Origin of the sequence: uncultured Treponema sp., assembly GCF_945873775.1 — a bacterium.
In the GTDB taxonomy this organism is placed as follows: domain Bacteria; phylum Spirochaetota; class Spirochaetia; order Treponematales; family Treponemataceae; genus Treponema_D.
Window position 1 is genome coordinate 271,547 of sequence record NZ_CAMCEC010000001.1, and the last position, 13,376, is coordinate 284,922.

At 38.7% G+C, this 13,376-nt stretch carries 11 protein-coding genes; 5 read left to right on the forward strand and 6 right to left on the reverse strand.

Translation table 11 applies throughout. The features are described from left to right. Positions 1–7: 7 nt before the first annotated feature. The 3 genes from Q0N70_RS01255 to Q0N70_RS01265 form a co-directional block, all read right to left on the reverse strand. Positions 8–1,951, reverse strand: a complete 1,944-nt coding sequence (locus Q0N70_RS01255; protein WP_294012602.1) for an RNB domain-containing ribonuclease — start codon at positions 1,949–1,951, stop codon at positions 8–10. A gap of 151 nt (positions 1,952–2,102) precedes the next feature. Next, positions 2,103–3,308: an ABC transporter ATP-binding protein gene (locus Q0N70_RS01260; protein ID WP_288566939.1), complete on the reverse strand. Its 1,206-nt coding sequence runs from the start codon at positions 3,306–3,308 to the stop codon at positions 2,103–2,105. Positions 3,309–3,399: 91 nt separating this feature from the next. Then, a complete protein-coding gene (locus tag Q0N70_RS01265; protein ID WP_294012608.1) occupies positions 3,400–3,930 on the reverse strand; it encodes a hypothetical protein in 531 nt (176 codons plus the stop codon). A 185-nt stretch (positions 3,931–4,115) separates the two neighbouring features. Between Q0N70_RS01265 and Q0N70_RS01270 the strand changes: the two genes are divergently transcribed. The 5 genes from Q0N70_RS01270 to Q0N70_RS01290 all read left to right on the forward strand — a co-directional run bounded on the left by Q0N70_RS01270 (position 4,116) and on the right by Q0N70_RS01290 (position 10,065). Continuing rightward, complete coding sequence (locus Q0N70_RS01270; protein ID WP_294012610.1) at positions 4,116–6,209, forward strand: methyl-accepting chemotaxis protein; 2,094 nt, start codon at positions 4,116–4,118, stop codon at positions 6,207–6,209. A gap of 68 nt (positions 6,210–6,277) precedes the next feature. After that, positions 6,278–7,066, forward strand: a complete 789-nt coding sequence (locus Q0N70_RS01275; protein ID WP_294012613.1) for an META domain-containing protein — start codon at positions 6,278–6,280, stop codon at positions 7,064–7,066. 131 nt (positions 7,067–7,197) lie between these two features. After that, positions 7,198–8,346, forward strand: a complete 1,149-nt coding sequence (locus Q0N70_RS01280; protein WP_294012615.1) for a 3-dehydroquinate synthase family protein — start codon at positions 7,198–7,200, stop codon at positions 8,344–8,346. Next, complete coding sequence (locus Q0N70_RS01285) at positions 8,343–9,521, forward strand: cysteine desulfurase family protein (protein WP_294012618.1); 1,179 nt, start codon at positions 8,343–8,345, stop codon at positions 9,519–9,521. The genes Q0N70_RS01280 and Q0N70_RS01285 overlap by 4 nt, the downstream gene beginning before the upstream one ends. Before the next feature lie 103 nt (positions 9,522–9,624). Continuing rightward, a complete protein-coding gene (locus tag Q0N70_RS01290) occupies positions 9,625–10,065 on the forward strand; it encodes a DUF3276 family protein (RefSeq protein ID WP_294012621.1) in 441 nt (146 codons plus the stop codon). Here Q0N70_RS01290 and Q0N70_RS01295 read toward each other — a convergent pair. The 3 genes from Q0N70_RS01295 to Q0N70_RS01305 are packed head-to-tail and all read right to left on the reverse strand — an operon-like array spanning position 10,062 to position 13,356. Then, the gene (locus tag Q0N70_RS01295) at positions 10,062–10,661 is read right to left on the reverse strand and encodes a ribonuclease HII (protein ID WP_294012624.1); all 600 of its coding nucleotides are present in this window, start codon (positions 10,659–10,661) and stop codon (positions 10,062–10,064) included. The two genes, Q0N70_RS01290 and Q0N70_RS01295, sit on opposite strands and share 4 nt — an antisense overlap. Before the next feature lie 5 nt (positions 10,662–10,666). Continuing rightward, positions 10,667–12,742 (reverse strand): FN3 associated domain-containing protein, encoded by a 2,076-nt coding sequence (locus Q0N70_RS01300; RefSeq protein ID WP_294012627.1) that lies wholly within the window; start codon positions 12,740–12,742, stop codon positions 10,667–10,669. 5 nt (positions 12,743–12,747) lie between these two features. Then, on the reverse strand, positions 12,748–13,356 hold the full coding sequence (locus Q0N70_RS01305; RefSeq protein WP_013702037.1) for a phosphoribosyltransferase: 609 nt from the start codon (positions 13,354–13,356) through the stop codon (positions 12,748–12,750). Positions 13,357–13,376: the final 20 nt, after the last annotated feature.

Below are 13,376 nucleotides of genomic sequence, written 5' to 3' on the forward strand. Positions count from 1 at the left end.
AAAAAAATTAGTTTATAATTTCAAATTCAACCTGCTGCTCTGTAAGCTCAATTTTCCTTACTTTTATTTTCACCACGTCATTAAGCTCTGTTTTTTCAGGGCACGGCATAAAGGTTTCAATTGCAAGAGAAGGAATTGAAAAAAGAGGAAGCTTCATTCCTTTGTCAACGCATACAGCCTCACCTGTCCATCCGGGATTCTGCAAAAGATAAACAAGCGTCCAGTGCATATTGCTTTTTCGTTCAGCTTTGTGCGCCGCCTGAGCACCGGCATCACCTTCTGAAATTCGCATAAGCATAGTGTCCTTGTCCAAGAGTTTCCTCTTATCCAGAAAAGCTCTCAACTGAATATGCGCAATCAAGTCTCCGTAGCGACGCAAAGGACTTGTAACCTGGCTGTACATATTAAGTCCCAAAGCGCAGTGCATTCCAGGAGTTACACCAACTGACCTTTTTCTCATGCATCTTCTAAGCCTGAACTGACCTGCAAGACCTTCAGGAATATCATCTGGAATTACAGGAGCTTCTTGGCTTATAAACGGAAACGGAATCTGATTTTTGAAAGCGAATTTTGCGGCTCCTTCTCCAGCCAAAAGCATCATCTCACGGATCATTTCTGAGCTTTTAGGATGAACAAGCGGCTCTATTGAAACTTTTTTTGTTTCAGGCTCAACTGAAATGTGGACTTCCGGCATTGAAATCTGAACAGCCCCGGACTTTTTGCGGCGTTCCACATTTTTCCATGCTATAGAAAAAAGAGGCTTTAATTCTTCACTTTCCATAAGCTCATCAGCCTGCTCATAAGAAAGACGTTTTACTTTTATAAGCGTTTTAAAAACAGAACAGTCTTCAATCGCGCCGTTTTCATCAAGAAGAATTCTAAAAGACAACGCGCGGCTTTTTTCCTTTAGTCCAAGCGCATAATCTTCAAGGCAGCTTTCACACAGCATTCTGGCAGCTCCTTCTGGAATATAAAGAGTCGCCCCTCTTGCGCGCGCATTTTTATCAATAGGAGAATCAGGCTGAACTGTAGACGCAGGATCTGCAATATGAACCCAAAGATATTTTCCGTCAAAGGCAACAGCATCATCCGGGTCAGTTGACCAGGCATTATCGATTGCATAAGAAACACAGTCAAGTTCAAGCCTTTCTTCTTCTGGCGGAGAATCAAGTGAATCTGACGCTGATTTTGTGGAAAGTCCCCAGCGCAAAGGATACGGATTGCGTGTAATGTCCCAAAGTCCTGTATCAAGCAAAAGTTTGTGCGCACGTTCTGGAGTTTCCTTTAAGCCGGCATCATGCATTGTACGGCTTTTGTCTGTTTTTCCAAGCGCAAGAGCTTCCACATCGCCCATAAAAACAGAATCCTCCGGCAAAAGTTTTCCAGTTTTTAAACGCTGAATAAATTCAGACCGCAACTCAGCTTCTTTTTCCTTTTCACCGGCTTTTTTTACAAGGGAATCAATTTCTTGCTGAGGGCGGACAGTAAATGCAATTTTTCCGTCTAGCTGCTCCTTTAAAATCTGGCTAAAATAAACAGTATTCTTTAAAGCGCAGTAAAGTCCCCAAGCTTCGTCAGCTTTTACTTCGCCTCTAAAAAGCGAAACCAGCTCATTAAAAGGATAAACCTCCCCAGAAGATTCGCCTGACAAAAGCTCATAGCAGTCTTTTATCTGAAGAAAAATTTCATTTGTCTGTTCAAGATTGTAAATATCAGCCGCTGAAGGACATTTTTCCGCAGCAAATTTCAATACACATTCAAGAGAAGAAACCGGACCTTCATTCAGCAAGAGAATATCCTTTGCGCGGACATTCTGAGTGTCATAAACAGCGGGTTTTGTGGCAGTGGCGGGCACAGACTGGAATTTTATAGAAAACTTATTATTTTCAGCAACAGAAAGGACAACAGCAGCAGTATTTTTATATATAACAAGTGAATTAGCTTTTATCATGCTGAAAGTTTACAATAAAAAAAAAGCAATTACAATAAAGATTGTTGTGGCTGATTCTATAATGGCATAAAAAAACACCGCCAGAATTACTCTAGCGGTGTCCAAGGATACAAGTTTTCAAGCCAGATTATGCAAGCTTGAAGAACGTGGCTTATTTTCTGATTTCAGAACCGATTGCTACTTTATAGCCAACTTCGCCTGTGATAGCGTTCTTGAGCCATGGAGCAGAAATTTTGTCTGCTTCACAGATGTTGATTTCCTTGCTCTGATCTTCTGGATTCTTAGCAAAGAATTTACATCTTTCCATAGCTGGCTTAAAGTTTACAGTTTCACCAATCTTGAAGTCTCCCTTAGAAGATGCCTGTACACGTGCAACAATGCTCTGTGTCTTTGTAGAAAGGAAGAGATGTGTTTCTGCACCAAGAGGCTCTTTGTTAGAAACTTTCATCTGCATATTGTTTTCTGCAGCTGGAGCTTCTGAATAAACAAGGTCTTCTGGACGTACACCGAAGTAAACTTCTTTTCCTACATAGTCTTTAAGAGAAGCCTGCTGTTCTGCTGTTGGAACAACTGTGAATGTGCCTTCGTCAGCAACAATCTTGTCGCCTTCTTTCTTAATTGTAACAGAAAGGAAGTTCATTGGAGGAGTTCCAATAAATCCTGCAACAAATTTATTGATTGGGTGGTTGTACAAATAGAGAGGCTCACCAATCTGCTGTACGTGGCCGTCTTTCATAACAACGATTTTTGTACCCATTGTCATAGCTTCAATCTGGTCATGAGTAACATAAATCATTGTAGCATTAAGTCTCTGGTGCAAACCTGCGATTTCTCCACGCATTGTAACACGGAGCTTTGCATCAAGGTTAGAAAGAGGCTCGTCAAACAAGAATACTTTAGGGTTACGAACAATTGCGCGTCCTACTGCAACACGCTGTCTCTGTCCACCAGAAAGAGCCTTTGGCTTGCGGTCCAAGTACTGTGTAAGACCAAGAATATTTGCAGCTTCATCAACACGGCGTTTAATTTCACCTTTGTCCATCTTGCGGATCTTAAGTCCGAAAGCCATGTTGTCATATACTGTCATGTGAGGATAAAGAGCATAGTTCTGGAAAACCATCGCAATGTTTCTGTCTTTTGGCGGAACATCGTTCATAAGTTCGCCATCAATAAGAAGCTCGCCTTCAGAAATTTCTTCCAAACCTGCAACCATGCGGAGAGTTGTTGATTTTCCACATCCAGATGGACCTACGAATACACAGAAGTCGCGGTCTTCAATAACAATGTTGGCGTTTTCTACAGCCTGAACATTTCCGTCGTAAATCTTACCGATTCCTTTTAATTCTACCTTTGCCACTTTTGGCCTCCTAAGGGTTTATGTTATGCAACAATTATAAATTCAAAAAGTATAGAAGTCAAATAAATTCTTTAAAGAAATTCAGTTTTTTTCAGCCTACAGAGCCGTTTTTGTAAACTTTGGCTTCAACAAACTTTCCATCCGCGCCGATTTTCTTTCCGTCGATTTCAACAAATCCGTCTTTTGTATAAAGCTTGAACGAAAAGAATTTATCCGGCTTTACATAGCAATATTTTTCAGCAGGAGCTTCAAATCCTTCCGGCTCAAGAATAGTTCCTGGCTCAAACTGAGGCGCAAAAAGAACTTCGCAAGTTTCATGGTCCGTAACATTCGGATCTGATGCCGCAAGCAACATTCCGTTGCTTCTGACTCCGCGGAAATTTGCAGGCTTTAAATTGTAAACAATAACAATTGTTTTTCCCAAAAGCTCTTCCGGCTTATAAAAAGGCACAATAGAACTTACAATTTGTCTAGGCTCTTCGTCTCCGTCGTTCAATGTAAGTATATATAGAAGACTTCCACCTGGATGCTGCTCAACTTTTTCTATGCGCGCCACCTTTAGAATAACGCGGTTTCTGAACTGCTCTGCTTCTGAAAGCACAGTTTCTTCATTTTCTTCCATAATATGATACCTCGCTTAATGTTTTTATATAGAATACAGATTAAATTCAAAAGATTATCAGGTCAAGCCCGTTAATGGCAGCAAAATATAAAACTAGAATTTTCAGGCTAAATAAACAAAAAAAAGATTTTTAAGTTGAAATAAAAAAATTCTAATGTATAATTTATAATAAATTGGAGGCCACCATGTCTTTAATGAAAAAAACTCTTCTATTCTCTTCTATCTTCTTTCTTTTTATTTGTTTTATTTCGCTTTTTACTTACGGCATTGCAAAGAACAAAATCGGGCGGAAGAATATTTCGCAGAGCATCAGGACGGAGCTTAGCACTGACCAGCTTATGCTTGAGTCTTCGGTGAACAAGGACATTACTCTTGCCCTTCAGATGGCGCGCTCGCCTGTAATTTCAAACTATTTCCGAAACGTTTCGGACGAAAGGCTCAAAAAACCTGCCTTTGACGAGATGGCGGCATACGGAAAGGCTTTTTCTTCCGGCATAAATTTCTGGGTAAACGACACTGACCACTTTTTCTACTTCGGAGACGAATATTCCTACACTCTTGACCCGGACAAGCCTGAAAGCTACTGGTACAACATGACTCTTTACGAGACTGAAACTTACAACTTCAACATAAACTACAATCCGGACGTAAACGAAACCTGCCTTTGGGTGAACGCACCTGTTTTTTCCGCGGACAAAAAGCCTGTGGGAGTTGTGGGAACAGGAATCATTTTGGACTCGTTCCTTGACTCTGTTTACAAGACTGTGAGCGGCGGAGGAAACGGACAGCTTTTCTTCTTCAACAGCCTAGGAGAAATTACCGGCGCGGAAGACAAGTCGCTTGTAAGCCAAAAGGCACTTGTAAAAGACCAGCTCGGCGGACTTTACGAGAAAATCGAAGGCTCGCTTGAGGACTACAAGAACGGACAAATTTACACTTTCAGCTCAGGAGGCTCGGAGTACGGACTTTGCTACGTAAGCGTTCTTGACTGGTATCTTGTTCGCCGCATGGACGTTTCTTCGGGAATCGCAACGGAAAGCTCGCTTGTTGTAATGCTTTCAATGTTCATAATCGGAATGCTAGTCGTTTCCTGCCTGTACACGCTCTTCATCTCGCTGATTCTAAAGCCGCTTTCAATGCTCCGCGAATCCATGAACAAAATTGCGGACGGAGACTTCACAGAAAAATTCAGCTACAAAAAGAAAGATGAAATCGGAAGCCTTGCAGGAAGCCTCTCGCGCATAACGGCAACCGTGAATTCTCTCATAAACGGAATAACGGAAAAGGCAGACTACGTTCACGACACGAACAACCTTCAGCAGAAAAATTTCGACTCAGGAAAGGAAAAGGCCGCGGCAATTGTCTCGGAGCTTGACGGAATGAAGACTTCGGTTTCGGAGCAGCAGGAAATGATTCAGAGCGCGTCCGACACGATTGAAAAGACGGCTGAAAGGCTCAAGGGATTTGGAAGCATAATCAGGACGCAGATTTCTGACATCGAGGAATCCGGCGAGCAGATAAGGCAGCTTTTGGATTCGGTTGAGTCGGTTGACAAAATCAGGAAGTTCACGATTGAGAACATGGGGCTTCTTTCTTCCGCTTCAGAAAAGGGAAACTTGCACATCAAGCAGGTTTCGGAAACTGTCCAGCAGATTTCGAACGACACGGAAAAGCTTCTTGAGACGAACAAGATTATCTCTTCAATTTCAGACCAGACGAACCTTCTTGCCATGAACGCGGCGATTGAGGCGGCTCATGCGGGAAAAGCGGGCGATGGTTTTGCTGTCGTTGCCCAGGAAATCAGGAAGCTTTCTGAAAAAACACACGCGCAGTCGGAGAACGTTGCGAAGGTTATCGGCGGAATCATCGACTCGGTTCAGCGTGTCGTGGAAGTTTCAGCTGTAACAAGCCAAATTTTCTCGGACATCGTGAAGCAGGTTTCCGCAGTTGACTCAGACTTCAAGGAAATGTCGGGCATAATTGAAAATGAAAATGCGCTGAACATTTCGGTTGCGGAAAAACTCAAGGCTCTGTCTTCTGGCTCGGCTTCTGTTTCCGGCGGATTTTCGGACATGGAAAAAGACACTTCGAACATCGCCTCCGCAATGGAAAAAGTTACGCAGCGCACGACGGAACTTGTAATGAGCGTAGAAGCAATTTCAGAAAGCGCGCTTGCCATAAACACGCAGCTCAAGGAAGTTTCAAGCCTCGCGAACAAATCCGTGGAGCAGATTCAGACTCTTGCCGATTCGCTTGAAATATATAAAATAGAGAAATGAATATAAGACAAAACACACAAAATAATGCCTGTTTTATCTACATTAACTTTTTATGGAGTAAAATAAAAATGAAAAAACTTAAACTTTTTACGGCAGTTCTGTCATTTGCAACACTGGCTTTTTTTGGCTGCAAATCAAAGGATGCAAAGCAAATTGAAGGCGACTGGAATCTTGTTCAGTACAAAATCGGAGAAAAGCAAGCGGACTTTTCATGCGCTACAATTTCCCTTTTGCAAGATGAAAACTTGAACATTAAAGTGTCAGGATTTTCCGGCGTAAATTCTTTCTCTGGCCTTTACAAATCAAGTGGAAAAAAGCTCCGTGCAGAACCTGGATTTATTTCTACAAAAATGATGGGCAGCAAAGAGGACATGGAATTTGAAAGACTCTTTTTAAATTCCGCAGTAGGAGCTGACAGTTGGAAAACAAAAACGCAGGACGGAAAAATTCTTTTGTGCATTTATAATTCAATGGAAAATTCCGAACTTGTTTTTGCGAAGGCTTCTATAAAAGATGCAAACTGGACGTTGGCAGCAATTCTAAAAAACGGCGGAGTTCAAAGCATAGACGCAGACAAATCAGAACTGCCTACGCTCTCTTTCAATGAAGAAAACAAAGCTTCTGGTTTTTCAGGCGTAAATTATTACACAATGGATTACGCTCTTGACGAGACTGCAAAAAAACTTTCGTTCACGCTTGGAGCTTCAACATTAATGGCTTCGGGAAGCAAAGAAGCGCAGGAACTTGAGCAGCAGTTTTATATCAACATAGATCAGACTGCAACTTATTCTCTCTTTGGAAACACACTTACGCTCCGCTCAAAAGACGGAAAAACTCTTTTGGAATTCGTAAAGTAATTTTTTCAACTATTTAATTATCATTCCTGTGCAATTCAACTGAATAACATGGGAATGACTTTTCAACAAAAATCGTTTTCAAAATTCCAATGGGGTTTGCTTCCATTTACAAAATGCAGTAAACTATAGCAATGGATATTTCACCAATAGATAGTTTTGAACTTTTGTTTCCTGAAAATTCAGGCTTTGATAAAACTGACATTCTTTTTTACAGCGGAAAAAGCGACCTATGCAGACTTTACCTTTCCGCAGAAAACAAGCGCAACAGACTTTTTGTCACTGACACAAACATCGCGCCTTTATGCGCAGATTTTATTTCACATTTTACCGATGAAAATGCAAACAACATAAAAGCTCCTTCTGTTTTCAAAAAAGAAAATGATATACTTTGCATTATTGGCGCAGGAGAAAAATTCAAGACAATAGAAAATGTCCTCGAAATTGTAAGAGCAGCTTTAAACTCCAACTTCAACAGGAACTGCCTTTTTGTTGCAATCGGAGGTGGAGTTTTAAGCGACATGACAGGCTTTGCTGCTTCGATGTTCAAACGCGGAGTTGACGTTGAGTTTGTTCCGACAACTTTGCTTTCTGATGTTGATGCTTCTATCGGCGGAAAAACTGGATGCGACTTTGACAGTTACAAAAACATGATTGGAGCTTTTTATCCTGCAAAAAAAATTCATATATGGAGTTCATTTATACAAAGCCTTCCGCAGAATGAATTTCTTTCAGGGCTTGGCGAAGTTGTAAAAACAGCTTTTCTTTTTTCTCCAGAATTGACAGAAATTTTAAAGACACAAAAAGCGCAAGTTATGAGCCGAAATGAAGAAGTTCTACAAAAAATAATTTCAATCTGCGCAAAGGCAAAAGCAAAAACAGTGCATGAAGATTTTAAAGAAAAAGGAATCCGAGCATATTTAAATTACGGACATACTTTTGGACACGCGCTTGAAACTGTGGCAGGACTTGGAAAAATAAGCCACGGCGAAGCTGTTGCCTGGGGAATTGGAAGAGCGCTGGATCTTTCTTTAAGCAAAAAACTTTGCACTGCTGAATTTGCAAAAGATTGCAAGAAAATTCTTTTTGACTACGGATTCTGCACAGAGCCGATTCCGCAGATTATAAAAGATATTCCAGATGCAACGCTTGCTTTAGTTTCTGCAATGCACAAAGACAAAAAAAATTCTGGAAGCTGCGTAAAAGTCATTCTTCAAAAAGCTGGGCAATCCACATTGATAACAGAAGTTCAAGACAAAGAAATTCTTGAGGTTTTAAAATGATTTCATCAAAACATTATTTTGACTGGGCAGCAACCGCTCCAAACGATGAAGAAATTTTAACTAAAGCGCTAAAATATTCTATGGATCATTGGGGAAATCCTTCAAGCATTCATAAAGCCGGAACAGATGCAAAAGCCGCATTGGAAAACGCAAGAAAAAGAGCCGCCCAAGCTTTAGGTGTAAATGCGGAAAATATTTTTTTTACTTCAGGCGGAACAGAAGGAGATCATCTTGCGCTTCTTTCTGTTTTAAGCCGGCCTCAAAAAGGAAGCGTTGTATTAAGTTCCATTGAGCATCCGGCTCTGCGTGAAATGGCAAAGTCAATGCAAAACTGCGGCTGGAAAGTTATAAATGTAAATCCAGATAAAAATGGAATTGTTTCTGCTCAAAGCATTTCTGATGCGCTTCAAGAAGACACGGCATTTGTTTCAGTAATGGCGGTAAATAATGAAACTGGAGCAATTCAGCCTATTTATGAAATTGCAAAAATTATTGAAGAAAAAACAAAAGGAAAGCGAAAGCCATTTTTTCACGTTGACTGTGTTCAGGCAGCAGGAAAAATTCCGCTGAACTTAAAGGCAAGCGGAATTGATTCAGCTTCATTCAGCGCGCATAAAATCGGCGGATCAAGAGGAATTGGAATCCTTTATCTTGCAAAAGAATTTAATTCATTTTTAAAAGGCGGCGGACAGGAAAAAACTGTAAGAAGCGGAACTGAAAACCTTTTTGGCGCAGAGGCATTTTCTCTTTGCCTTGAAAAATATTTTATTTCAGAAAGAAACGCTTCGGCTGAAAAAAGATTCGAACAGCAAAAAATTCTTACAGCAAATTTCATAAAAAAACTAAAGAAAATAAAAGGCTGCGTGATAATTCCGCATTGCCGTGAAGATGAAAAATTTGAAGCAAACTTTTCTCCTTGGGTTGTTCAAGCTGCATTCCCAGGAATTCCAGGACAAGTCATGGAGCGCGCATTAAGTGAAAAAGGATTTTTCATTTCAACAGGAAGCGCATGTTCATCTTCGCATAAAGGCCGGCCGGTTCTTGACACAATGCAGTTAAGCCCAAAGGAAAAAGAAAGCGCGGTAAGATTCAGTTTTGGATTTTCAACTGAAGAAGAAAGCATGAACGAGCTAATCGAAGAACTGAAAAATATTTGCAGACAGTTTTTGCAATGAAGATGCTTGCAATAAATTTTAAAATGCTGTAAAGTGCAAGGAGTCATATCCTGCATCTTTTTTGGTGCAAAAAAATCAAACTAAATTTTCAGGGAAGGACATTATGGGAATTCGTGGAGAACTTTTTACAAATCAGGTAAACTTGGACAAACGTTCGTATTATTTCAACGTAAAAGAAAATCGCAATGGAGATGTTTTTCTTCAGATTGTTGAAAGCAAAATAAAAGACGGACAAGATGAAAGACGCGACATTGTTGTTTTTGCAGATGATATGAAAAGCTTTTTGGGCGGAATGGACGAATCTTTAAGAGCTGTTGAAAAAATCCAGAAAGAACGCGCAAAGCTCCGTGCAGAAAAAAAAGCCGCAAAAGAAGCAAAATATGCAGCAGGCGGAATGTCAGAAGAAAAGCCAGCAAAAAAAGTTTACCGCAGAAAAGGAGAAAGCCGCTTAGTTTCAGAAAGAAAAGCAGAGCGCAAGGAAATTTCAGGCAGACTTCATGTTGTTTCAAAAAGACAGCCTGACGCTGAAAAAACAGAATACTAATATTTGAACGAAAGCCGCTGAATGGGAGACGGTCCTAAACGGCGGCAAATTTCTTTGTGAGCAGGAGTTGGGTAGCCTTTATGCTTTGCATACCCATACTCAGGATAGAGTTTATCGTAATCAAGCATAATTTTATCACGCTGAACTTTTGCCAGAATGCTTGCAGCCATAACACAAGGAAATTTTGAATCAGCTTTTACAACTGCTTTTATATCAAGATTTTCATCAGAAAAAGGCAGAGCATTTCCATCTACAATCACTTGCATGGAATTTTTACATTGCTCAAAATCAAGTCCATTTTTTTTGCACCAAGCAGGAAGTTTCATTCTCATCATATCAAAAGCAATTTTCATTGCCCTAAAATCAGCTTGAAGGATATTTATTTCATCGATTATTTTTTCACTGACAATTCCAATTCCCCAGCAAGATTTTTCTCTTATAACATCAAATGCAGCTTCACGTTTTTTTTCAGAAAGCTTTTTGCTATCGTTTAAAATTTCCACAGGAAAATCAGAAGGCAAGAGAACACATCCAGCTGTAACAGGACCAGCCAAAGGACCTCTTCCCGCTTCATCGATTCCAACAAGAAAATCCATAAAGCTTAAAATCCTTTTTGAATATTTTTTTCTGACACAACAGAATTTACATTGCTCCAAATTGGAGAACTTTTTTTAGTTGAATCGGAAAGCCTTGCGTTAAATTCATTTTGAATAACTGAAGCATTTGCATTAAGAATTTGAATTCCGCGTCCCAATGTTCCAATCAAAGAAAAAGATGAATCAGAGAAAGAACAAGTTCCGCCTGAAACTTTCACATTAAAACAAGATTCTGCAACTGATGTGAATCTTGAATTTTTACAGTTAACATTTGAGTTTTCAGAAGAAATTCCGCAAGCATAAGAATCAGCTTGAACCGTAAATCCAGAATTTTCAATCTGTGCTTTTGAATTTTCTAAATCAAGCAAACTGCCTTTTTTCAAGAACAGTGCGGAAAACTCGCAGTTAGAAATTCCGACATAAGAATTCTTTGCAAAAACAAGCGGAGAATTCTCAGCTTGTGATTTTTTTTCAATAATCAGATTTTCAAATTCGACATTTGCATTTGAAATTTTTATAACAGAATTTTCCTTAAAACTTAAACTGGAATCATGTCCTATAAAAGTGCAATCTTTGGAAATTAAAAATTCATTGTCAGGAATTTCAATATTTCCATAAATATGAAATCTAAGTTTTTTATTTGAAGACTTCAAAACAGAAATGAGCTGTTCAAAAGATTTAAACGGATTATCATAAGAACCGTCTTGGATTTCATTTTGTGAATTTGCAAAAAGATAATAATTTGTTTCATCAATAATTATTTTTTGCTCAGAAATTTCACTTTTATTTCCAGACGCATCAACAGAATATGCGCAGACTTTATAAAACACTGCATTTTTATCTGAAGACTTTAGAAAAATTTCATTGCCATTATACAAAGAAAAATTTTCAGGTTTTATATTTTCAAATTCAGCCTGCACACTTTCTACAAATCCGTCCGGTATTTCAAAAGGCTTGCTCAAAGCATAAAAAATTTTAGCACCTGGCTCACTTGAAATTCTGAAAAAAGATTTTTTTCTTGTAAGTTTTCCTACAGATGATGAAAAGATTTCTGGAGGTTCTGGCGGAAGCCTGTCTATAGAAAAATCAGCCTCTATTGTTCCCTGATAATTTCCATTGTAAAAAATTTTAAAGCAAGCAGAACTTTTTACATCTTCATTTTCAAACGCATCGGCATAAGCAAAAGATGAATTTTTTTCAAATGTAAAATTTTCATTTCCATCTATAAAAAACTCAACAACGCCATTTTTATTTTTTCTGGAAAGGACAGAAGGCTTTGCAGGAAGCTCATATTCAAAAATTTTATTTTCTGGATAAAATTCAACTGGCTGCCATGAAATTTTATGAGCATAATTTCTGTCAATAAAACTTGACTCCGATGGCGATTTCCAGTTTTCATCATCAATTCTGTAAATAAAATTTTTATCTTTAAAAGAAAAATTGTTCCACTCTGAAATTTCAAACGGAACATTGTCAACTTTTGAATCGGTAGTTTTTTTAGCAGGAAGAACTTGAATTACAAAATGAAAAAAATTATTTCCTGTAAAATCAACAGCAAAGCAAGAAACAAAACGCTCCACAGAATTTTTACCTGAAAGAAAAAGCTTTGACTTTAAATATGGAGCTTTGGAATTTTCAAGAGAATACAAAAATTCAGACGGAATAAAAAAATCAGTTCCAGAAATATAAAGGACAGTAGGATTTTGATTTATTGAATTTATAAATTCTTTTGACTGAATGCTATATTCAACTTCTGAATTCTCTTCGACATTGTACTCAATTGTAAAATCTTTTCTTTCGCCGCTTTGTGCAATCGATGTAATCTTCACAGTTATATCTCCAGTCTGATCAATGAGAACAGGAGAATCATAAGAAAATCCAGAAACATAAGGATCGCTGCCTGTAAAAGAATAATAAACGTCCGTGCCTTTTTCCAAATTTAAAACAAGAGCCTGTTTATTTTTCCAAACTCCAGAAATAGGACTCAAAATATTTTTTTCTTCAAAAGCAAAAAGCTTGCTAAAAGTAAAAAGCAAAAGAATACTTATAATTTTTTTTATAGACAATCGCATTTCATTCATGGAATTTATTCATCCTTAAAAATCGGTTCTAAAACCTCACGCAAATCAGGGTAAGGCTTATAAAAATTTTCCTCAAGCTCTTCATGTGTAAGCCCGACAAGTTCGTGGCTGTTATAGTTAATCCAATTGTTTTCTTCTGGATTTGAAATTTCAAATTTTCTGCACCAATAGTCAGGCTGAATAGGAAGCTGCTCCTTCCATTTGTACACTTTATAATCATGCACAACAATTTTTATATTTTCACGCGGAACTCCTCTTTCCAAAAGAATTCCAACCAGATAATTCAAAGTTCTTCCTGAATCAAAAATATCATCCACGAGCATAATTTTATCGCCGGCACGAAGATAATCCGGGGAATAAGTCCAGCCGTCAATTCTAACCGCAGAATGCTGGGAAACATCGGTATAGCTTCTTGCAACAACAGCGGCATACAAAACAGGCTTGTGATTTTTTAAAGCGACTTTGTAATACTCACTGATTACGTTCGCCATGTATGCGCCGCCACGCAGAGAAGTATAAATAACATCAGGAACAAATTTGTCCTGCTGATAAATCTTATGAGCGAGCTTCAATGCATCGATTCTAACACTGTCATAGGGTAAAAATTCTTTCATATAAATTCCTTAACAAAAAT

What these genes read in the sequence shown, in the direction of transcription:
- Q0N70_RS01290 (WP_294012621.1), top strand. Translation starts at nt 9,625, where the DNA reads ATGGGAATTCGTGGAGAACTTTTTACAAATCAGGTAAACTTGGACAAA.
- Q0N70_RS01265 (WP_294012608.1), bottom strand. Translation starts at nt 3,930, where the DNA reads ATGGAAGAAAATGAAGAAACTGTGCTTTCAGAAGCAGAGCAGTTCAGA.
- Q0N70_RS01305 (WP_013702037.1), bottom strand. Translation starts at nt 13,356, where the DNA reads ATGAAAGAATTTTTACCCTATGACAGTGTTAGAATCGATGCATTGAAG.
- Q0N70_RS01280 (WP_294012615.1), top strand. Translation starts at nt 7,198, where the DNA reads ATGGATATTTCACCAATAGATAGTTTTGAACTTTTGTTTCCTGAAAAT.
- Q0N70_RS01255 (WP_294012602.1), bottom strand. Translation starts at nt 1,951, where the DNA reads ATGATAAAAGCTAATTCACTTGTTATATATAAAAATACTGCTGCTGTT.
- Q0N70_RS01275 (WP_294012613.1), top strand. Translation starts at nt 6,278, where the DNA reads ATGAAAAAACTTAAACTTTTTACGGCAGTTCTGTCATTTGCAACACTG.
- Q0N70_RS01285 (WP_294012618.1), top strand. Translation starts at nt 8,343, where the DNA reads ATGATTTCATCAAAACATTATTTTGACTGGGCAGCAACCGCTCCAAAC.
- Q0N70_RS01300 (WP_294012627.1), bottom strand. Translation starts at nt 12,742, where the DNA reads ATGAATGAAATGCGATTGTCTATAAAAAAAATTATAAGTATTCTTTTG.
- Q0N70_RS01270 (WP_294012610.1), top strand. Translation starts at nt 4,116, where the DNA reads ATGTCTTTAATGAAAAAAACTCTTCTATTCTCTTCTATCTTCTTTCTT.
- Q0N70_RS01295 (WP_294012624.1), bottom strand. Translation starts at nt 10,661, where the DNA reads ATGGATTTTCTTGTTGGAATCGATGAAGCGGGAAGAGGTCCTTTGGCT.